Raw genomic sequence first — 20,467 nt, 5'->3', positions numbered from 1 at the left:
CTACTGATGGGGAATCGCGCCGCGGGCCACCGGGCTCCGGAGGGGGCCGCGCCGAGCCCTGCGGCGCGGTGGGATCAAAGCACGGGCGAGTTGCCGCCTTCCACTCAAGAACCGCTGCGAGCTGGGCTTTTGCCGCGAGGTCGGCAGGAAGCGTGAACGGCCCGTCACCGGGCGGGGATCTCTCCCACACAAGCGGCACGCGGTGGTCGCAGGCCCTTCTCCGGCGCGCCGGCCGGAACGGGGCATTCGGGACCGCGGCGGGGCGCCCGCGGGGCGCGGAGGGTGCCGGCGGTGCCCGGTTGGGGAAGCGGGTGTGCAGATTTCCCGCACGGGAGTCCCGCGGTGACGGACGGTCACGGCGCGTGCGTGACCGGTCGTCCGCCGCCGTGGTGGTGAGCGACCGCCCGCGGGCCCCGCCCGGCGGCGCCTTGACTTTGCCTCGACGCGGAACGGAGCATGCCCGGGCAGGTGAACGCGTGTTCACCCAGCGGATCCGTGTACATCCAGACCGACGGGAATCGCACCATGACCCTCACCCGTGACCTGCTCATCGGCGGCAAGGACGTGCCCGCCGCCTCCGGACGGACGGAGGAGGACGTCAATCCGTTCACCGGTGAGGTGTACGCGAGGGTCGCCGCCGCCGGGCCCGAGGACGTGCGGCGCGCGGTGGACGCGGCGGAGGCCGCCTTCGGCGGATGGGCGGCGCTGTCCCCCTTCGCCCGCCGCGCCATCCTGCTCAGGGCCGCCGACGTCATGGACGGCAAGGCGGAGCAGGTCGCCGGGATGATGGCGGACGAGGCCGGCGGAACCCGTCCCTGGGCGATGTTCAACGCCGGGCTCGCCGCCGGCATCCTGCGCGAGGCGGCGGCCGCGGTCACCGCGCCGCGCGGCGAGGTGCTCACCTCCCAGCAGGAGGGAGTGCTCGGCATGGCGGTCCGCGAGCCGCTGGGCGTGGTGGCCGCCTTCGCCCCGTGGAACGCCCCCGTGATCCTGGGCGTCCGGGCCGTCGCCGCGCCGCTCGCCGCGGGCAACACCGTGGTGGTCAAGGCGAGTGAGGACGCCCCGGTCGCCTGTGCCCTGTTCGTCGCCGACGTGCTGCGCGAGGCCGGCCTGCCGGACGGCGTCGTCAACGTCGTCACCAACGCGCGCGAGGACGCGGCCGAGATCGCCGAGACGCTGATCGCCGACCCGCGGGTGCGGGCCGTGAACTTCACCGGCTCGACCGGAGTCGGCCGGATCATCGGCACCCACGCCGCCCGGCACCTCAAGCCGGCCGTCCTGGAGCTCGGCGGCAAGAACTCCGTCATCGTGCTGGAGGACGCCGACCTCGACTATGCCGTGGACGCGGCCACCTTCGGCGTCTTCATGAACGCCGGCCAGATCTGCATGTCGGGCGACCGCGTCCTGGTCCACGAGTCGCTCGTCGACGAGTTCTGCCGGCGGTTCGCCGCCAAGGTCGCCGCGCTGCCCTCCGGCGACCCGACGCGCCCCGAGACGGTGATCGGCCCCCTGGTCACCGCCGACGCCGCCCGCCGCGTCGCCGCCCTGGTCCGGGACGCCGTCGACAAGGGCGCCACCGTCCTCACCGGCGGGGGCGAGCCGGAGGGCGCCGTCCACCCCGCCACCGTGCTCACCGGTGTGCCCGAGGACGCCGACCTCCACCACGCGGAAGCCTTCGGCCCGGTCTGCGTGGTGCGGGGCTTCGCGACCGACGACGAGGCCGTCGCGCTCGCCAACGACACGGACAACGGGCTCACCTGCGGCATCATCACCGAGAACGCCACCCACGGCCTCAAGCTGGCCCGGCGGATACGCACCGGCATCGTCCACGTCAACGACCAGTCGGTGGGCGACGAGCCGCAGGCCCCGTTCGGCGGCGTCAAGGACTCCGGCTACGGCCGCTTCGGCGGACGCTGGGGCATCGAGGCGTTCTCCGCCACCCGCTGGGTGACGGTCGCCACCGAGCACGCCCACTACCCCTTCTGACGGGACCGGGCCCGCCCCGCCCGGGGCGGGCCCACGCCGCTGACCTGCGCGACGTCGCCACCATCTGCGGCGCGTCCTCATTCCCGTGACGTACCGTGGGGAGGCCGGAACCCGGTCCACGTCCCCGACGAAAGGTCACTCCATGGCGCAGGAAGTACGCGGCGTAGTCGCCCCGGGCAGGAACGAGCCGGTGCGTGTCGAGACGATCCTGGTGCCCGACCCGGGACCGGGCGAGGCCGTCGTGAAGGTACAGGCCTGCGGCGTCTGCCACACCGACCTGCACTACAAGCAGGGCGGCATCAGCGACGACTACCCCTTCCTGCTCGGTCACGAGGCGGCCGGCGTGGTGGAGTCCGTCGGCGAGGGCGTCACCGACGTCGCTCCCGGCGACTTCGTCGTCCTCAACTGGCGCGCGGTGTGCGGCCATTGCCGTGCCTGTCTGCGCGGCCGCCCCTGGTACTGCTTCGACACCCACAACGCGCGGCAGCGGATGACCCTCGCCGACGGGACCGAGCTGAGCCCCGCCCTGGGCATCGGGGCGTTCGCCGAGAAGACCCTGGTCGCCGCGGGCCAGTGCACCAAGGTGGACCCGTCCGTCTCTCCCGCCGTCGCCGGACTGCTCGGCTGCGGCGTGATGGCCGGCATCGGCGCCGCCATCAACACCGGCGGCGTCGGCCGTGGCGACAGCGTCGCGGTGATCGGCTGCGGCGGCGTCGGCGACGCGGCGATCGCCGGGGCGAACCTGGCGGGCGCCGCCAGGATCATCGCCGTGGACATCGACGACCGGAAGCTGGAGACCGCCCGCACCATGGGCGCCACCCACACCGTCAACTCGAAGGAGACGGACGCCGTCGAGGCGATCCGCGAACTCACCGGAGGCTTCGGCGCCGACGTGGTGATCGAGGCGGTCGGCCGTCCGGAGACCTACCGGCAGGCCTTCTACGCCCGCGACCTGGCGGGCACCGTCGTCCTGGTCGGGGTGCCCACCCCGGAGATGAAGCTGGAGCTCCCGCTGCTCGACGTCTTCGGCCGCGGCGGCTCCCTGAAGTCCTCCTGGTACGGCGACTGCCTGCCCTCGCGCGACTTCCCGATGCTGGTCGACCTGCACCTCCAGGGCCGTCTGCCGCTGGAGAAGTTCGTCACCGAGACCGTCGGACTGACCGACGTGGAGGCGGCGTTCGAGCGCATGCACCACGGCGACGTGCTGCGTTCGGTGGTGGTCCTCCCGTGACCGCGCGGATCGAACACCTCGTCACCTCCGGGCAGTTCAGCCTGGACGGCGGCACCTGGGACGTGGACAACAACGTCTGGATCGTCGGCGACGACCACGAGGCCGTGGTGATCGACGCCGCGCACGACGCGGAGGCGATCCTCGAGGCGGTCGGCGACCGCCGGCTGACCGGCATCATCTGCACCCACGCGCACAACGACCACATCGGCGCGGCGCCCGAGCTCGCCGAGCGCACGGGGGCGACGATCTGGCTGCACCCGGACGACCTGCACCTGTGGAAGCAGACCCACCCCGACCGGCTGCCCGACGCCTGGCTCGAGGACGGCCTGCGGATCGAGACGGCCGGCACCGACCTGAAGGTGGTCCACACCCCCGGCCACGCCCCGGGCGCCGTCTGCCTGTGGGCCGTCGGGCTGGGAGTCGTGTTCACCGGCGACACCCTCTTCCAGGGCGGGCCGGGAGCCACCGGCAGGTCCTGGTCGAGCTTCCCGGACATCATCGAATCCATTCGCGAGAAATTGCTCACGCTGCCGCCGGAGACCAAGGTCCTCACCGGCCACGGCGACGGCACCACCATCGGCGAAGAGGCCCCTCACCTGGGCGAATGGATCGCCCGGGGCCACTGATCCGGCCGGCCGGGCCCCGGCGCGCCGATCGACCGGGGCGGTGAACGGGACCGCCCGCGCGGCGTACCGGTACCCGCCCCGTTCACGGCGCGCCCGTTCTGTGATGTCATCATTTCTCCGCCGACGTGCCGCGCCCCGGGACCGCCTCCCGGGGCGCGCGCCCGTGTCGGCGGGACCGGGACGTCACAGAACGCGGGACGTCACAGAACGAGAAAGGCCCTGGGCCATGGGGGACATCCGCAGACGGGGCGCAGCCCTGCTCGCCGCGCTGCTCGCGGCACCGCTCGCACTGACCGTCGGCGCCGCCCCGGCCGCCGCGGACGGGAGCGCGTCCGCCGCCGCGGCCTGCACGGCCGGCACGGGCCCCCACCAGAAGGAGGCCGAGCGTTTCCTCGGCCTGCCGGTGGACGGCCGGCAGTCGCGCACCGACTGCGAGGCGATCCGCGCCTTCCAGGAGGAGCACCTGATCACCCCCAGCGCCGGTTTCGCCGGGCCGGTCACCCGGGGCGTGATGGACCTCATGAACCGGCAGCGGGCCGCCGGCGCCACCCCGGACGAGGACGGGCGCTGCCCCGCCGACAAGGGCCGCATCGCCTGCGTCGACCTCACCCGCCAGCTCAGCTGGATCCAGGACGGGAGGAAGCTCGTGTACGGGCCCGTCCCCGTCCGCACCGGAAGCGACGGCTACGAGACCCGCACCGGTCTCAAGAGGATCTCGTGGCGGAACATCGACCACGTCTCGACCCTCTACGACGTGCCCATGCCCTACAGCCAGTTCTTCGACGGCGGCCAGGCGTTCCACTCCGTCCGCGTGAGCGTCTGGAGCCCTCCGGGCTCGCACGGATGCGTCAACATGATGCCCGGGGACGCCGAGAAGTACTGGAACCTGCTCCGGACCGGCGACGAGGTGTACGTGTGGGGCCGCAAGCCCGGCACGTGATCAGAACCACGTCCGCATTGCGCGTTTCCGTCGGATTGCTCACATCGTCCCCCCGGCTTCCGCCGTATGCTTCACAACATGTCCACCACTCCTGAAACCGCCCGCCTTCGTTCGGCGGCCGAGGTGAACGAGGAGATCCGGGACCTGTTGATGAAGTCCGGCGGGCGGCTCGACCACGAGCAGCGCCGCAGGTATCAGCGTCTGGTGGGGGAGTGGGCCGCTGCGACCCCGCGGCCCAAGCCCCGCCGGTGCCCGGCCCGCGCCTCCTGAGCCCCTCGCCCGCCGCCCGTGTCCCCGCGCCGCGGGGGCGTGGAGACCGGACCCGCCGCCGGTCCGGCGCCGTCAGTGCCAGGACCGGTGCGTGTCGTCGGTGAGCTGGAAGACGGGCTCGCCCCGCACCGGGTCCTTCGCCGTGATCAGCCGCACCCGGTCGCCGGTGTGCACGCCCGCCGGCGGTCCGGTCACCCGGCCGCGGACCACGAATCCCTCGGCCATCTCTATCAGCGAGACGTTCCGGGCCGACGGGGTGTTCCGGTGGACCACGGTCGACCGCAGCACCGTTCCGGCGCCCGCGCTGCGCTCGGTCCGCAGCTCGCTGCCCGCGCAGACCGGGCACAGCAGCTTGTGGTACATGGCGGTGCCGCACCAGGTGCAGCTCTGGTAGCTGAGGCCCTCGGTCTCCTGGGTGCCGTGGTCGAGCACACCCGTCGCGGAAGAGCCGGCGGCCGGGTGCGAGGTGAATCCTGACTGGAACACGACTGTCATCTCCCTGCGCGCGGACGAGATCCCGAGCGCGCGGCGCCCCCGCGCGCGAGCACAGCGTATGGCACCCAGTGCCACAGGTAAAGGCACTGCGTACCGCCTCTTTTCACGGCCGGTCCGGGAACCGCTCCCCGGGTCCGAGCGCGGACTCGATCTCCCGCACCACCCGCCACATCGGCGCCCCGCGCCGCGACACCACCACGACCACGTCCTCGTCCCGCTCGTCCCCCCGGCCCGCACCGTCCCCGAACGCCTCGCGCACGTAGGCGAGCGCCCGGTCCGCCGCGGCCCCGGCGTCACCCTCTCCCCCCGAACGCAGCCAGGAGCGCAGCACGTTGTTGTGCGCGGCCACCACGGCGGCCGCGATCACGTCGGCCCGCAGCGCCCCGTCCGGCCGGTCCGCCAGCCGCTCGCGCAGGTGGCCCGCGAAGGTCCGCTCGTAGCGCCACACCACCGACAGCTCGTAGGCGCGCAGGCCCGGGACCTCCTTGGTGAGCCGGTAACGCTGGACCGAGAAGACGGGGTTGTCGGTGTAGAGGCGCAGCACCAGGCGGACCGCCTCGCAGACGCGCGCCACGGGGTCCTCGCCCTCGCCGCCGGCGGCGAGGAAGCCGGTCACCTCGGCCAGCCGGCGTTCGTGGTCGGGGAAGACCACGCCCTCCTTCGAGGGGAAGTACCGGAAGAACGAACGGCGGCCCACCCCCGCCAGGGTGACGATGTCCTCCACCGTCGTCTGTTCGTACCCGCGCTCCAGAAAGAGCCGGAAGGCGGCTTCGACCAGCGCGTCACGCATCGGCGGCTTCGACGGGGAACTCATGCCGCGAAACGTAGCACCGAACCCCTCACGCGGTACTGGGTCCCCTCATCGGGGAACGGAGTGCACCGGCTAGGTTGACCTGCGTAGACGCCCGTTCGAGGAGTAGCCCATGCCGCCCGCCCGTCCCCGGCTCCTGCACGTCACCGACCTCGCCTACCCCGCCGCGGGACGACGCTACTGCGACGAGGACATCCACCTCTCCGCCCGGCTGGCGGAGGACTTCGACGTCGCCCTCTGCCCCCCCCGGCAGGCCGCGGCGCTGATGGACTCCTTCGACGCCGTGCTGGTCCGCAACAGCGGCCCCGTGCTGGGCCACCTCGCCGCCCACCGCGAGTTCCGGGACCGTGCCCTGTCCGCGGGGACCCGCGTCTACAACGAGCTGACGGGCAGGGGGGACATGGCGGGCAAGCAGTACCTGCTCGACCTCACCGCCGCGGGCCGTCCCGTCATCCCCACCGTCGACCGGCCCGAGGACCTCGGCCGTCTGCCGCGCGCGGACGCCTACGTGGTGAAGCCGCGGCTCGGCGCCGACTCCGTGGGGCTGCGCGTCGTCGCGCCGGACGAGCTCGACGCCGTCGAGTACGGCGACGTCCTGGTGCAGCCCCGGATCGACTTCCGGTACGAGGTCTCCTTCTACTTCGTCGACGACGCGTTCCAGTACGCCCTGCACGCCCCCGACCCGGAGCGCCGCTGGGAACTCGTCCCCTACGAGCCCACCGGCGACGACCTGGAGTTCGCCCGCAGCTTCGTCGAGTGGAACACCGTCTCGCACGGCATCCAGCGCGTCGACGCCTGCCGCGCCCCCGACGGCACGCTGCTGCTGGTCGAACTGGAGGACCTCAACCCGTACCTGTCCCTGGACGCCCTCCCCGCCGCCCGCCGCGACGCGTTCGTCGACGCCCTCAAGGCCGCTCTGCGCCGCCTGCTCGACCGGGGCTGAGCGGTTGGGCACCCCGTTCCGGGGCAGCATGGCACGCATGCGATCCACCGACGCGTTCATGAAGCGGCTCAATCCCGACATGTGCGTGGTGACCGCCGTCGCCGACGGGGAACGGTCCGGCTGCCTCGTCGGGTTCTGGACCCAGTGCTCCATCGACCCGCCCCGGCTCACCGTCTGGATCTCCAAGGCCAACCACACCCACCGCGTCGCGCTGCGGGCCGAACGCCTGACGGTCCACCTGCTCACCCCGGACCAGCACGGCCTGGCCGCCCTGTTCGGCGGGGAGACGGGTGACGACACCGACAAGTTCGCCCGCGCGCAATGGCGGGAAGGCCCCGGCGGCAGCGCGGTCCTCACCGCAGCGGCCGCCTGGACGGTCGGCGTCGTCCAGCGGCGCTTCGACACCGGCGACCACGTCGCCCACGTCCTCGCGCCCGAGCAGGGCGGTGAGCGCCCCGGAGCACGGGGGCGCCTGCTCAGGCTGGAGGACGTCTCGGACGTCGAGCCCGGGCACCCCGCCTGAGACGCGGAGGCCGCGCGGGAGGCGCGTCCCGTCCGGGACCGGGTGTCCACGCGGGCGGGAAGCGCGTCCCGCCCGCGGCGCGCGTCCCGTCCTGCCCGCCGAACAGGGCGGCCAGGCCGGGACGCGCCCTCAGGCCTTCGGCTCCTCCTCCGGCATCACCCGGATGTCCAGCACGCAGACGTCGTCGCGCCGCTCGCCCCGCAGCATCTCGGCGAGCAGCGGCCCCAGCGACGCCGACCCCGGCTGCTCGTCGTGGCCGGTGGCCGCGCGGGCCAGCCGCTGGAGGCCGGCGTCGATGCCCTCCGAGGGCCGTTCGATCAGTCCGTCGGTGTACAGCAGGATCCGGTCGCCGGGCTCCAGCAGGCACTCGGCCTCCTGGAACGGCGGGTTCTCCACCGCCCCCAGCAGCATGCCCGTGGGCCGCTTCAGGAACCGCGCCTCGCCGTCGCGCAGCAGCAGCGGCGGCGGATGGCCCGCCTGCGCCCACACCAGCCTCCGCTCACGCGGGTCGTAGCGGGCCAGCACCATGGTGGCCGTGGCGCGGGGCTCCCCGGTGTGCAGCAGCAGGGCGTTCAGCCGGGACAGCGCACCGGTGAGCGAGGAGCCGGTGATCACCATGCCCTTGGCGGTGAACCGCAGCTGCGCCATGGTGGCCACCGCGTCGATGCCGTGCCCGGCCACGTCGCCCACCACGCACAGGGCGTCCCCGTCGGGCAGCTCGATGGCGCTGAACCAGTCGCCGCCCACCTGTATCCCGGACTGCGCGGGCAGGTAGGCGACGTCCACCCGCAGCCCGCCCGGGCGCACCGGCTCGTGCGGCAGCGGCAGCAGCGCCTGCTGGAGGCGGCTGGCCAGACTCCGCTCGGCCCGCAGCATGCCGTGCTGGGTGAGCATCATCCGCTCGCTCTCCACCAGCGCCAGCTCGGCACTGCGCTGCGCCGTCAGGTCCTGGACGAAGCCGTGCGCCTCCACCGGCGTGCCCTGGGGGTCCGTCACCGCCTCGGCCACGGCCCGCAGGTGGCGCACGCCGCCGGCGGTGCGGATCCGGAACGGCACGTCGAAGGCCCGGCCCTCCGCGGCGAGGACGTCCACGGCACGGCGGAGCACCGGCCGGTCCTCCGCCACCACGAGGCCGGGCAGGTCGCCGTAGGGGACGGGGCCGTCCGCGGAGGAGCGGCCGAAGATCCTGAAGACCTGCGGCGACCAGTTCACCTCGCCGGTCAGCAGGTTCCAGTTGGTCCAGCCCAGGTTGCCCAGGCGCTGCACGTCGGACAGGCGCTGCTCCTGACGCTCGGCGATCTCGTACCGGGACCAGGTCACCATCAGGCCGTCGCCCAGCCGCCGGGCCCGCACCGAGAAGGTGGGCAGCTCCGCCGCGTCGCCGTCCGGCGACGGATAGGCCATCGGCTCGCCCTCGTAGGGCTCCCCGGTGGCCAGGGTGTGCCGCAGGCCCTCCCAGGTGTGCTCGTCGGCCAGCGCCGGGAACGACTCGAGCAGCCGGACGCCCACCAGCGACCGGCCGCTGAGGCCGGTCAGCCCGACCACGGCGGGGCTGGCCGCCTCGATGCGGTAGTCCTCGACCAGGCCGGAGACCGACCGGAGCGGGGCCAGCGCCAGCACCGCCTCGGGCAGCGCGTCCAGCACCGCCCGCACCGTCGGCAGCGAGACGTCCTCGAAGGGCAGCGGCCGGGCGTCGAAGGAGCCGAGCGGCCCTGAGCACAGCCGGGCCACCGACCGCAGCAGCTCGCGCGTCCGCGGAGCGAACGGCGCCCGTGGGCCGCGCAGCACGCCGAGCGCGGCGGCGGGCCCGCCGCCCGTGCCGATCGGCAGCCACGCGTGGGAACCCCACGGACCCGGCGGAACGCCGGGACGGGCCGGACGGCCCTCGCTCCCGGCGGCGCTTTCCAGCCAAAGCGGCTCGCGGGTGTGGACCACCTCGGCCACCGGGCTGCCGTCACCCGGCGGATCGCGGCGCCACCGGGCGGCCGGCCCCCTCCCCAGACCGGCGTGACCGGTCAGCTTGAGGCCGCCGTCCGGCAGCGCGGAGAAGACGACCACGGCGTCCGCGCCGACGCTGTCGGCCAGCTGCTCGCGCAGCCGGCGGGCCAGCTCCATCGGGGTGCGGACCCGCACCAGGGCACGGCCCACCCGCCGCAGCACGGCGGCGTTGGCGTCCTCGGCCGGGGCGGGCGCGGACCCCCACGCCGCGGGAGCGTCCCCATGGGCGGCCGGCGAAGCGGGAGCGGGCACCGCGGGCATCCGGCGGACGGCCGTGCCGGCCGCGGAGGAGGGCCGGCCCGACGCCGTCCCGTCCAGGGTGGTCCAGCACTCGTCCAGCAGTGTGCGTCCCGCGGCGCGGGCCCGGCGGAGCAACTCCGCGTGCGCCTCGTCGGCGGTGCTGCCGGTCAGGGCCATGATCACGCCCTTGGCCCGCTCCAGCACAGCCTCGGGCGCCACCACATCGGGGACGGCGCCGGCCTCGGCGGCGGGGGCAGGATCGGTCGTCACGTGATGAGCATGGCACACCGGGTGCGACGAGATCACGCGGACGCCCACGTCAGGGCGTCTGCCGGGGACCTCGGGCCCTGTTCTCCCGCCCGGCTCCGGGACGGCGCGGAATCCTCCCTTCCGCCCCTGCGGGAAGACGTGGCCGGAAAACGTCCGGTCGTCCGCTTTACCCCACTCCGGGTAAAGCCGGCAGGCAAGGATCCACGCCCGGTGGGAAGGTGGTCGGCATGACCGACCTCGGCCTTCCCCCGGAGATCCGGGCCTGCCTGTTCGACCTCGACGGCGTCGTCACGCGTACCGCCGTGGTGCACGCGGCGGCCTGGAAGGAGACCTTCGACACCTTCCTGAAGGAACGGGACGGGGCCGGTTACCGGCCCTTCGACGCGGCGCACGACTACGACGAGTACGTCGACGGCCTGCCGCGCACCGACGGGGTGCGCGCCTTCCTCGCCTCACGCGGCATCACGCTCCCCGAGGGATCCCCGGACGACCCCCCGGACGCCGTGACCGTGCAGGGGCTCGGCAACCGGAAGAACGAGCTGGTGCTCCGCAGGATCCGCGAGGGCGGGGTGGAGGCGTACGACACCACCCTCGACTACATCAGGGCGGTGCGCGCCCGCGGGCTCGCCACCGCGATCGTGTCCTCCAGCAAGAACTGCCTCGACGTGCTCCGCGCCGTGGACGCCGTCGGCCTCTTCGACGTCCGGATCGACGGGGTGACCGCCGCCGAGCGCGGCCTGCCGGGCAAGCCCAGGCCGGACACCTTCCTCGCCGCCGCCCGCGACCTCGGCGTGCGGCCGGCCGAGGCCGCCGTGTTCGAGGACGCCCTGGCCGGCATGGACGCCGGCCGGGCCGGACGCTTCGGACGGGTGATCGGCGTGGACCGGGTGGGCCAGGCCGACGCCCTGCGCGCGCACGGCGCGGACGTCGTGGTCGAGGACCTCGGCGAGCTCGGCGGTCCGGACGGACCGGCCGGCCCGGGCGGGCCCGCCCGGGCCGCCGTGCCGACCGACACCCCGGGAGGCGGCGGGTGATCACCCAGCGGTCGTACGCCGTCGAACCCTGGACCGTCCGCGAGACCGAACTCAGCCTGGGCGTCCTCGCCCAGAGCGAATCGGTGTTCGCGCTCTCCAACGGCCACGTCGGCTGGCGCGGAAACTTCGACGAGGGAGAGCCGCACGGCCTGCCCGGCAGTTACCTCAACGGAGTCTTCGAACTCCACCCGCTGCCCTACGCCGAGGCCGGCTACGGCTACCCCGAGTCCGGGCAGACGGTGATCAACATCACCAACGGGAAGGTGCTGCGGCTGCTCGTCGACGACGAGCCGTTCGACCTGCGCCACGGCCGGCTGGTGGCCCACGAGCGCACGCTGGACCTGCGCCGCGGCGTGCTGGAGCGGAGCTGCGACTGGGTGTCCCCGGCCGGCTCCCGGGTCCGGATCCGCTCCACCCGCCTGGTCTCCCTCACCCAGCGGGCCATCGCCGCGGTCTCCTACGAGGTCGAACCGGTCGACGCCCGGGTGCGCGTCGTCCTGCAGTCCGAACTGGTCGCGAACGAGCAGCTCCCCGACGGCACCGACAGCGATCCCCGGGCGGCCAGGGCGCTCCAGTCCCCGCTGGAGCCGGAGCAGAACTTCGCCTCGGGCAACAGGCTGCGCCTGGTGCACCGGACCCGGCGCAGCGGCATCCGGGTCGCCGTCGCCGCCGACCACGTGATCACCGGACACCAGCCGATCGTCACCGACAGCGAGAGCGAGGACGACCTCGCCCGGCTCACCGTCACCTCGGTCCTGGCGCCCGGGCAGCGCCTGGTGGTGCACAAGGTGGTCGCCCACGGCTGGTCCCGCACCCGCTCGCTGCCCGCCATGAGCGACCAGGTCGACGCGGCCCTCGCCGCCGCCCGGCACAGCGGCTGGGAAGGGCTGCTCAAGGAGCAGGAGGAGTTCCTCGCCGACTTCTGGGGCCGCGCCGACGTCGAGGTCGACGGCGACGAGGAGATCCAGCAGGCCGTCCGCTTCGCCCTCTTCCACGTCCTGCAGGCCGGAGTCCGGGCCGAGGAGCGCGCCATTCCCGCCAAGGGGCTCACCGGGTCCGGCTACGACGGGCACGCCTTCTGGGACACCGAGACGTTCGTGCTCACGCCGCTCACCTACACCTCGCCCAAGGCCGTGGCCGAGGCCCTGCGATGGCGGCACAACACCCTCGGGGTCGCCAAGGAGCGCGCGGCCACGCTCGGACTGCGCGGGGCCGCCTTCCCCTGGCGGACCATCGACGGCTCCGAGTGCTCCGGCTACTGGCCGGCCGGCACCGCCGCCTTCCATGTCAACGCCGACATCGCCGCCGCCGTGGTGCGCTACGTCGCGGCCACCGGGGACAGTCGCTTCGAACAGGAGGTCGGCCTCGAACTGCTGGTGGAGACGGCGCGGCTGTGGCGCTCGCTCGGCCACCACGACCACCACGGCAACTTCCACATCGACGGCGTCACCGGCCCCGACGAGTACAGCGCCGTCGTCGACGACAACGCCTACACCAACCTGATGGCCCGGGCCAACCTGCTCGCCGCCGCCGACGCGGTGGAGCGCCACGCCGACCAGGCCGCGCGGCTCGGCGTCAACGACGAGGAGAGCGCCGGCTGGCGGGACGCCGCGTCGGCCATGCACATCCCCTACAACGAGGAGCTGCGGGTCCACGAGCAGTCGGCCGGGTTCACCGGCCACCAGCGCTGGAACTTCGAGAAGACCGGCGCCGACCAGTACCCGCTGCTGCTCCACTTCCCGTACTTCGACCTGTACCGCAAGCAGGTCATCAAGCAGGCCGACCTGGTCCTGGCCATGTACACCTGCGACGACATGTTCGACGAGGAGCAGATCGCCCGGAACTTCGCCTACTACGAGCCGCTGACCGTCCGCGACTCCTCCCTCTCGGCCTGCTGCCAGGCCGTCATCGCGGCCCGCGCCGGGCATCTGCGGCTCGCCTACGACTACACGGCCGAAGCGGCGCTGATGGACCTCGACGACCTGGAGCACAACGCCCGCGACGGCCTGCACATCGCCTCCCTGGCGGGAGCCTGGCTGGCACTGGTCGCCGGGTTCGGAGGGCTGCGCCAGCGGGGCGACCAGCTGGAGTTCTCGCCCCGGCTGCCGGAGAAGTTCAGCCGGCTCGCGTTCACCCTCCAGGTGCTCGGGCGCTGCCTGCGGGTGGAGATCACCCAGGAGACGGCGGCCTACCGGCTGGTGAGCGGGCGGCCGCTGACCATCCGGCACCACGGCACGCCGGTGAGGGTCACCGCCAACGGCGGCGGCCCCGTCGTCCGCCCCGTCCCCAGCCCCGTCCACCGCCCCACCCCCGAACAGCCTCCCCACCGCCCCCCGAACGGCGGACGCTGACCCCCGCGGCCCCGTCGCCCGCCGCCCCCCGGGCGACGGGACCGCCCGCGAAGGTCCTCCCGGGCGGATCCCGCCACTCGGCCGCGACCCCACTGCCCCGAACGGATGAACGCCCGGCCGGCCGTGGCGTGGACCCGCCCTCCGGTGGCACCCGGCGCCCAGCATGACGGACGACCGGCTTCGTCACCTCCACGACGGGCCGGGACGAGGCCCACCCCCAGGAGCACCCGTGACCTTCAACCCGCTCGAACAACGGGGCATCCCGTTGGACCGGCAACTGCGCAACTGGCGCGAACTCGACGTGGAACCCGTCGACCCCGACCACGGGGACCCCTACACCCGCTGCCGCGTCATCACCATGAACGGCATCGAGGTGGAGGCGATCCTCTTCAGCCACCAGATGGCCCGGCACTGCCCCGACCCCGAGATCAAGCGGCAGCTCGCCGAGGTCCGCTACATCGAGCACCAGCAGCAGAAGGCGGTCAACTGGCTGCTCCCCGGTGTCGCCTCGGTGCTCGAGACGACCATCGCCTACGAGCAGGTGGCCGTCGACCTGACCGCATGGGTCGCCCGGATGGAGCCCGACCCGTACCTCGAGCAGGCGTACCAGTTCGGCGTGCTCGAGGACTTCGACCACCTCTACCGGTACGCCAACCTGTACGAGATGATCGAGCACCGCAAGGCGGAGGCCATCGTCGACCAGCTCACCGAGGTCATGCCCGGCCGGCCGACGAAGTACCACCACCGCCACCCGGCCGACAACGTCCGCGACCCGTACGACCGCACGCGGACCGACCCGCTCTCCAAGCTGCACGCGCTGACGATCATGTCGACGGAGCAGCAGACGATGAACTTCTACATGAACGTCGGCCCCACCTACATGGAGCCCATCGCCCGCCAGCTCTACCAGGAGATCGGGCTCATCGAGGAGGAGCACGTCACCCACTACGAGTCGCTGGTCGACCCGGGGGAGACGTGGTGGGAGCAGCTCGTCAACCACGAGTACAACGAGTGCTACCTGTATCACTCCTTCATGGAGCAGGAGTCCGACCCCAAGGTGAAGGCGATCTGGGAGCTCCACCTCAACATGGAGCTGGAGCACCTGCGCATCGCCTGCGACCTGATGCGGCGGCACGACGGCCGCGAGCCGGAGGAGATCCTGGCGCCGCAGCTGCCCGATGTCATGACCTTCGAGCCCAACAAGGCCTACCTCCGCGAGCTCCTGGCCACGCAGATGGACCTCACCACCCTCGGCACGGGCTACGTGCGCGACGCCCACGAGCGGTTCGAGAAGCTCCAGGCCGACATCCACGGGGGCGAGGAGCCCGCGAGCGAGCGGGTGATCGACGAGCACCGCGCGATGTTCGGCCGGGAGTACCGCCTGGTGACCGAGGGCGAGCACCCCGACCCGGCGATGCGGCAGGGGTGACCGGGATGAGCGAGACCGGGATGAGCGGGACCGGGGCGGAGAAGACCCGCACCCCGCACGCCGGCGACGACAACGCCGCCGACGACAACGTGGTGGACCTGCTGATGCGCCAGCACGGCGACATCCGCAACCTCTTCGACGAGGTGGAGGCGGCCTCCGGCGACGCCCGGCGCGACGCCTTCCGCCGGCTGGTCCGCCTGCTGGCGGTCCACGAGACCGCGGAGGAGGAGGTCGTGCACCCCTTCGCCCGGCGGAACGTCACCGGCGGGGAGCAGGTGGTGGCCGACCGGCTCGAGGAGGAGCGGCTCGCCAAGGAGACGCTGGCCGAGCTGGACGGCATGGACCCGCAGGACCCGGCCTTCCTCCCCAAGCTGCTCCTCCTGCGCACGGACGTGCAGAAGCACGCGCGCGCCGAGGAGCGGTACGAGTTCACCCACCTCCTGCGCACCGCCGGCCCCGCCCAGCTCGCCACCATGGCCAAGGCGGTCAAGGCGGCCGAGGCCACGGCGCCCACCCACCCGCACCCGGGGGTGGAGTCCGGCGCCGCCAACGTGGCGGCCGGGCCGCTGGCCGCGCTGATGGACCGCACCCGGGACGCCGTACGGCGGGCCATGGGCGACAGCTGAACCGACGTGGACCGACGGGCGGCGGCGGGGCCCTTCGGCCGCGCCGCCGCGCCGCCGTCCCCGGGACGTTCCCGGAGGACGGGCAGGGGTAGGAGAACCGGCCATGGCCCGGCCGTGGTCCGGCCGCGGCCAGGTGTGGGCCGACCGGAGAAGAAGGGTGCGCGATGACAGGGGTGTTCGACAGCACGGTGTACGCGGTCGCCCGGCGGGTGGCCCGGTTGCGGAGGGCGCCCGCCCTGCACCCGGCGGGGGTGATGTGCCGGGGCACGCTGGAGGTCCCCGGTGACCCCCGGGGCGGCTGGGGGGCCGACTGGCTGGACCGGCCCGGCACCTACCCGGTCACCGCGCGCTGGTCCCTCGCGGCCGGCCTGCCCGGCGGCCTGCCCGACGGCGTGGGACTCGCGCTGCGGGTCGACGACGCCGACGGCACGGGCTCGACCCTCGACCTGCTCCTCACCTCCAGCGGCCGCGGCCGCCTCGGCCGGCGACTGCCCCTCCCGCGCCGGGACGCGCTCGGCGGGCCGTACTCCACGCTCACCGCCTATCGGGTGGGCGGACGCGACCGGCTGCTGATGGCCTTCCCGGCAGGCCCCCCTGCCGCGCGGTCCCGGGTCCCCGTCAGCCTGACCGGGTTCCGTCACGCGCTCGCCCAGGGGCCCGTCGCGTTCCGGCTCTGCACCGTGGCGGCGGGCGAACCCCGGCGGATGTTCGCCGCCCTGACCCTCGGCCCCGCCGGACCGGAACCGGCCGCCTGGACGGTCTCGTACGAGCCCTACACCCACTGCCTGCCGGGGCTGCACCCCACCCGTTCACTGCGCGCGCTCCGCGTCGCGGCCTACGCCGGTTCCCGGGACGGGCGGCGCGAGAGCGGCGGGTGAGAGGCGGCAGGAGCGCGGCCCGGCTCCCGGAACAACGGAAGCAAGACTGACGCCGAATCGCGAAGGACGTCGATGACAGACACCGAACCGGTCGCCCCCGCACCGCGGAAGAGGCGTACCAGGGGCCGCGCGGTCATCACCTGGGCCTCGACCACGGACCACAAGAAGATCGGGCACCTCTATCTGGTCACGTCGTTCGCCTTCTTCCTGCTGGCAGGGGTGCTGGCCCTGCTGATGCGGGCCGAACTCGCCCGGCCGGGCATCCAGTTCCTCTCCAACGAGCAGTACAACCAGGCGTTCACCATGCACGGGGCGGTGATGCTCCTGCTCTTCGCGACGCCGACCTTCGCGGGCTTCGCCAACGCGGTGATGCCGCTCCAGATCGGCTCGCCCGACGTCGCCTTCCCCCGGCTGAACATGTTCTCCTACTGGTTGTTCCTGTTCGGCGGACTGATCGCGATCAGCGGCTTCCTCACCCCCCAGGGCGCCCCCGACTACGGCTGGACCGCCTACACACCGCTCAGCCTCGAACAGCGCACACCGGGTCCGGGGGCCGACCTGTGGATCATGGGGCTCGCGCTCTCCGGATTCGGCACCATCCTCGGCGCCGTCAACTTCATCACCACGATCATCTGCATGCGCGCGCCCGGCATGACCATGTTCCGGATGCCGCTGTTCACCTGGAACGTACTGCTCACCTCGGTGCTCGTCCTGCTGGCCTTCCCGGTGCTCGCCGCGGCGCTCTTCGTCCTGGAGGCGGACCGGCAGTTCGGCTCCCGGGTCTTCGCCCCCGAGAACGGCGGGGCCCTGCTGTGGCAGCACCTGTTCTGGTTCTTCGGGCACCCCGAGGTCTACATCCTGGCGCTGCCCTTCTTCGGCGTGGTGACCGAGATCATCCCGGTGTTCAGCCGCAAGCCGATCTTCGGTTACATGGGTCTGGTCGGCGCCACCATCGCCATCACCGCCCTCTCCGCGACGGTGTGGGCGCACCACATGTTCGCCACCGGCGCCGTGCTGCTGCCGTTCTTCTCCTTCCTGACCTTCCTGATCGCCGTGCCGACCGGGGTGAAGTTCTTCAACTGGATCGGCACCATGTGGAAGGGCTCGCTCTCCTTCGAGACGCCGATGCTGTGGGCGGTCGGCTTCCTGGTCACCTTCCTCTTCGGCGGCCTCACCGGCGTCGTCCTCGGCTCCCCGGTCCTCGACTGGCACGTGACGGACAGCTACTTCGTGGTGGCCCACTTCCACTACGTGCTGTTCGGCACCATCGTGTTCGCGATGTTCGGCGGGTTCCACTTCTGGTGGCCGAAGTTCACCGGCAAGATGCTCGACGAGCGGCTGGGGAAGATCCACTTCTGGACGTTGTTCGCCGGCTTCCACACCACGTTCCTGGTGCAGCACTGGCTGGGCGCCGAGGGCATGCCCCGCCGGTACGCCGACTACCTCGCGGCCGACGGGTTCACCGCCCTCAACACGGTCTCCAGCGTGGGCTCGTTCCTGCTGGGGGCGTCCACGCTGGTGTTCGTGTACAACGTCTGGAAGACCCGCAGGTACGCGCCGAAGATCGAGGTCGACGACCCCTGGGGCTACGGCCGGTCGCTGGAATGGGCGACCTCCTGCCCGCCGCCCCGCCACAACTTCCACGCCCTGCCGTCGGTGCGGTCCGACTCGCCCGCCTTCGACCTGCACCATCCACGGCACGCGGCATTGAGCGACCGGGAGAACGAGGGCAGGCGGGACGTCGTGGACAGGACCGGAGACGACCGCGAAGGAGTCCTGTGACTCCTCCGCGGCCGTCGCCGGTCCTGGACGGCCGCGCCGCGGTTCACTGGCGCGGATAGAGGGGCCGGATCCGGTCCCAGTAGCGGCGCAGGTCCTTCTCCACCTCCTCCAGCGTCTGCGCCTCCCGGTCCGCCGGCCGGTCCCCGGCGGACGGCGTGACGCCGGGCCCGGTCGCCGGCTGCGCGCCGGCGGGGCGGTGGGGTTCGGCGGACCCCGCGGGAGGCCGCGGGGTCAGTGGACTCCGGCCGGTCGCGTGACCCACGGGACCGGCCGGAGCGGTGCGGCGCCACGGCGCCCGTGCGGCGCTCGCGTGGTGGCGCGCCTGCCGTGCGGCGGACAGCCGGGCGCCCAGCGCGGCGCCCGCGGCCGTCAGCAGCGCGGCCATCGCGGGCCGGACCGTCATGATCGCCTCCCTGCGGTGCGTGGGGTCAGTGCCGGTGGCCTGTGAGGCCGTGGTGGTGACTCTGGCCCAGGGCGTGGTGCAGCCGGTGGGCCATGCCCTGGTCCGGGGCGACGTGGTGCGCCACGGCGTGCGCCACGCCCGTCCCGGAGGACCGGCCGCCTCCCTGCGGGACGCCGGCGCGCATCAGGGCGCGGCCCTCGCGGACCCCCTGAGCCATGACCTTCGTGCCCAGCACCTGGGCGCCGCCGGCCATGGCCACGCCCTTCCTGAGGGCCATGTCGCGCATCGCCGAGCCGCCGGTCGTGCCGCGGTGGCCGCCGTACAGGTGTGACAGGCCGCCGACGGGGGCCGAGCGGCCGCCGGGGAACGGCCCGCCCGTCAGGGAGCCGCCCTTCGAGGAGCCCGTGCGGTGCACGGGGCGCACGGACTTCATGACGTGTCCACCCATCCGGTGGCCCCCCATGGTGGAGGCAACCATGGTGCGGGCGCTCATGCCGCGGCCGCCCTTGTGGAGCCCGCCCATGGCTCGGCCGGCCATGGAGGTCCTGCTCATGGAGTATCCGGCCATGGGGGAGCGGCCGCTCCTGTGCATCAGCACGCCGGCCGCGCAGGCGGCCACCGCCGCGCTGCCCGCGACCACCAGCGGCTTGCGGCGGTTCGTCCTCGCCCGCATGTCCGCGCGGTAGGCACCGGAGCCCACGCCGACCGGCCCGGCGTTCGCCCGACCGGCGTCGGAGGACGTCCTGCCCTGCATCCGCTGCTTGGCGTCGAGCGCCCGTCCCCGCAGTTCGGCCCGCCGGGCCTCCGCGTGCTGCCGCGTCTCCCGCATCCGGGTCCGGGCGCGGGCCTTCACATCGGCGCGCGAGGCCAGTTCCTCGACCGTGTGCCCCAGTTCCTCGCGCCTCTCCTCGACGTCCTGGCGCAGTTCGTCCTCGCAGTGCGGACCGTGAGGGCCCTTGTGGGAGTGGTGGGTGTGGGTGTTGCTCATCGCCGGGTCCTCTCCTTGATCTCGGCCACGTCGGTGCGCACGCTCGCCATCGTGCGGCGTGGGGCTGCCGGGGTCGCCTTACGGATCATCGACCTGCCCACCATCGCCATCACCGCGGTGATCAGCAGCAGGGCGCCCGCGATGATCAGCGCCGACGCCCAGAGCGGCAGTTCCGCGGCGATCGCCGCGACGGCTGCCGTCACCAGCGTCGCCAGCGCCAGGAACCCGAACACCCCGGCCGCCGCGAGCATGCCTCCGCCGGCGCCGAACCGCTTGCCCTTCTGGGTCATCTCGGTCTGCGCCAGCCGCATCTCGGCCCGCACCAGATCGGTGAGCTGCCGCGACGCCTGCTGCACCAGCTGGCCCACCGAGGCGTGGGCGTCGGCGCCGCCGGTCTGCGGGCTGCGGGTCTCGGTGCGGTGTCCGTTGGAGCGATGGCGGTGGAAGTCGAGTGTGGTCATGATCGCTACTCCTCCCGACGGTTCCGGGCGGTCCCGTGCGACGCCCCGAGTACCCGCGAGGCCACCGGATCGCACACCTGTCCGTAAGCATTTGTGTCGTTACGCACCGTTCTGGCCGTGGGGTGGTTCCCGTGCGGTGTGGTGCGGGTCGACGGGGCGACCGGTGCGGGGTCCCGCGCGTC

At 73.3% G+C, this 20,467-nt stretch carries 19 protein-coding genes; 13 read left to right on the top strand and 6 right to left on the bottom strand.

What is annotated here, in order from left to right; genetic code table 11:
• Positions 1-525: 525 nt before the first annotated feature.
• The 5 genes from A2U95_RS02275 (at position 526) to A2U95_RS02255 (ending at position 5,053) form a co-directional block, all read left to right on the top strand.
• On the top strand, positions 526-1,986 hold the full coding sequence (locus A2U95_RS02275; protein WP_166020563.1) for an aldehyde dehydrogenase family protein: 1,461 nt from the start codon (positions 526-528) through the stop codon (positions 1,984-1,986).
• 142 nt (positions 1,987-2,128) lie between these two features.
• Complete coding sequence (locus A2U95_RS02270) at positions 2,129-3,217, top strand: S-(hydroxymethyl)mycothiol dehydrogenase (protein ID WP_166020562.1); 1,089 nt, start codon at positions 2,129-2,131, stop codon at positions 3,215-3,217.
• The gene (locus A2U95_RS02265) at positions 3,214-3,843 is read left to right on the top strand and encodes an MBL fold metallo-hydrolase (RefSeq protein ID WP_166020561.1); all 630 of its coding nucleotides are present in this window, start codon (positions 3,214-3,216) and stop codon (positions 3,841-3,843) included. Before A2U95_RS02270 ends, A2U95_RS02265 begins: the two co-directional genes overlap by 4 nt.
• Before the next feature lie 226 nt (positions 3,844-4,069).
• Positions 4,070-4,783: a L,D-transpeptidase gene (locus A2U95_RS02260; RefSeq protein ID WP_166020560.1), complete on the top strand. Its 714-nt coding sequence runs from the start codon at positions 4,070-4,072 to the stop codon at positions 4,781-4,783.
• Positions 4,784-4,849: 66 nt separating this feature from the next.
• The gene (locus tag A2U95_RS02255; RefSeq protein WP_166020559.1) at positions 4,850-5,053 is read left to right on the top strand and encodes a hypothetical protein; all 204 of its coding nucleotides are present in this window, start codon (positions 4,850-4,852) and stop codon (positions 5,051-5,053) included.
• A 72-nt stretch (positions 5,054-5,125) separates the two neighbouring features.
• On the opposite strand, the gene A2U95_RS02250 is transcribed toward A2U95_RS02255, so the two are convergent.
• On the bottom strand, positions 5,126-5,548 hold the full coding sequence (locus tag A2U95_RS02250) for a Zn-ribbon domain-containing OB-fold protein (RefSeq protein WP_166020558.1): 423 nt from the start codon (positions 5,546-5,548) through the stop codon (positions 5,126-5,128).
• Between the two features lie 103 nt (positions 5,549-5,651).
• Entirely contained in the window at positions 5,652-6,362 is a 711-nt protein-coding gene (locus A2U95_RS02245; RefSeq protein WP_166020557.1) for a TetR/AcrR family transcriptional regulator, read from the bottom strand.
• A gap of 109 nt (positions 6,363-6,471) precedes the next feature.
• On the opposite strand from A2U95_RS02245, the gene A2U95_RS02240 reads away from it, so the two are divergent.
• Positions 6,472-7,302, top strand: a complete 831-nt coding sequence (locus A2U95_RS02240) for an ATP-grasp domain-containing protein (RefSeq protein WP_166020556.1) — start codon at positions 6,472-6,474, stop codon at positions 7,300-7,302.
• A gap of 37 nt (positions 7,303-7,339) precedes the next feature.
• Positions 7,340-7,825, top strand: coding sequence for a flavin reductase family protein (locus tag A2U95_RS02235; protein ID WP_166020555.1), 486 nt, complete (start codon positions 7,340-7,342; stop codon positions 7,823-7,825).
• A 129-nt stretch (positions 7,826-7,954) separates the two neighbouring features.
• On the opposite strand, the gene A2U95_RS02230 is transcribed toward A2U95_RS02235, so the two are convergent.
• On the bottom strand, positions 7,955-10,333 hold the full coding sequence (locus A2U95_RS02230) for a SpoIIE family protein phosphatase (protein WP_166020554.1): 2,379 nt from the start codon (positions 10,331-10,333) through the stop codon (positions 7,955-7,957).
• A gap of 227 nt (positions 10,334-10,560) precedes the next feature.
• Here A2U95_RS02230 and A2U95_RS02225 point away from each other — a divergent pair, with 227 nt between their 5' ends.
• The 6 genes from A2U95_RS02225 (at position 10,561) to ctaD (ending at position 18,433) form a co-directional block, all read left to right on the top strand.
• Positions 10,561-11,367: a beta-phosphoglucomutase family hydrolase gene (locus tag A2U95_RS02225; RefSeq protein ID WP_166020553.1), complete on the top strand. Its 807-nt coding sequence runs from the start codon at positions 10,561-10,563 to the stop codon at positions 11,365-11,367.
• On the top strand, positions 11,364-13,718 hold the full coding sequence (locus A2U95_RS02220; protein ID WP_166020552.1) for a glycoside hydrolase family 65 protein: 2,355 nt from the start codon (positions 11,364-11,366) through the stop codon (positions 13,716-13,718). The genes A2U95_RS02225 and A2U95_RS02220 overlap by 4 nt, the downstream gene beginning before the upstream one ends.
• A 229-nt stretch (positions 13,719-13,947) precedes the next feature.
• Entirely contained in the window at positions 13,948-15,147 is a 1,200-nt protein-coding gene (locus A2U95_RS02215) for a hypothetical protein (protein ID WP_166020551.1), read from the top strand.
• Between the two features lie 5 nt (positions 15,148-15,152).
• Positions 15,153-15,773: a hemerythrin domain-containing protein gene (locus A2U95_RS02210; RefSeq protein WP_420856945.1), complete on the top strand. Its 621-nt coding sequence runs from the start codon at positions 15,153-15,155 to the stop codon at positions 15,771-15,773.
• A 164-nt stretch (positions 15,774-15,937) separates the two neighbouring features.
• Positions 15,938-16,651: a phosphodiesterase gene (locus A2U95_RS02205; RefSeq protein WP_166020550.1), complete on the top strand. Its 714-nt coding sequence runs from the start codon at positions 15,938-15,940 to the stop codon at positions 16,649-16,651.
• Positions 16,652-16,723: 72 nt separating this feature from the next.
• The gene (ctaD, locus tag A2U95_RS02200) at positions 16,724-18,433 is read left to right on the top strand and encodes an aa3-type cytochrome oxidase subunit I (RefSeq protein ID WP_166020549.1); all 1,710 of its coding nucleotides are present in this window, start codon (positions 16,724-16,726) and stop codon (positions 18,431-18,433) included.
• Positions 18,434-18,476: 43 nt separating this feature from the next.
• Here the strand turns inward: ctaD and A2U95_RS02195 are convergent, their stop codons facing one another.
• Genes A2U95_RS02195 through A2U95_RS02185 form a run of 3 tightly spaced genes read right to left on the bottom strand, consistent with a single transcriptional unit; the run spans position 18,477 to position 20,285 of the window.
• Positions 18,477-18,836, bottom strand: coding sequence for a hypothetical protein (locus A2U95_RS02195; protein WP_166020548.1), 360 nt, complete (start codon positions 18,834-18,836; stop codon positions 18,477-18,479).
• 25 nt (positions 18,837-18,861) lie between these two features.
• On the bottom strand, positions 18,862-19,824 hold the full coding sequence (locus tag A2U95_RS32375) for a DUF3618 domain-containing protein (protein ID WP_240957168.1): 963 nt from the start codon (positions 19,822-19,824) through the stop codon (positions 18,862-18,864).
• Positions 19,821-20,285: a phage holin family protein gene (locus tag A2U95_RS02185; protein ID WP_166020547.1), complete on the bottom strand. Its 465-nt coding sequence runs from the start codon at positions 20,283-20,285 to the stop codon at positions 19,821-19,823. Before A2U95_RS02185 ends, A2U95_RS32375 begins: the two co-directional genes overlap by 4 nt.
• Between the last annotated feature and the right edge of the window lie 182 nt (positions 20,286-20,467).

It is taken from the genome of Streptomyces chilikensis (assembly GCF_001642695.1).
GTDB classification, from domain to species: Bacteria; Actinomycetota; Actinomycetes; order Streptomycetales; family Streptomycetaceae; genus Streptomyces; species Streptomyces chilikensis.
The sequence above is the reverse complement of the archived record's forward strand: the minus strand, read 5'-3'. Positions and strand labels throughout refer to the sequence as shown.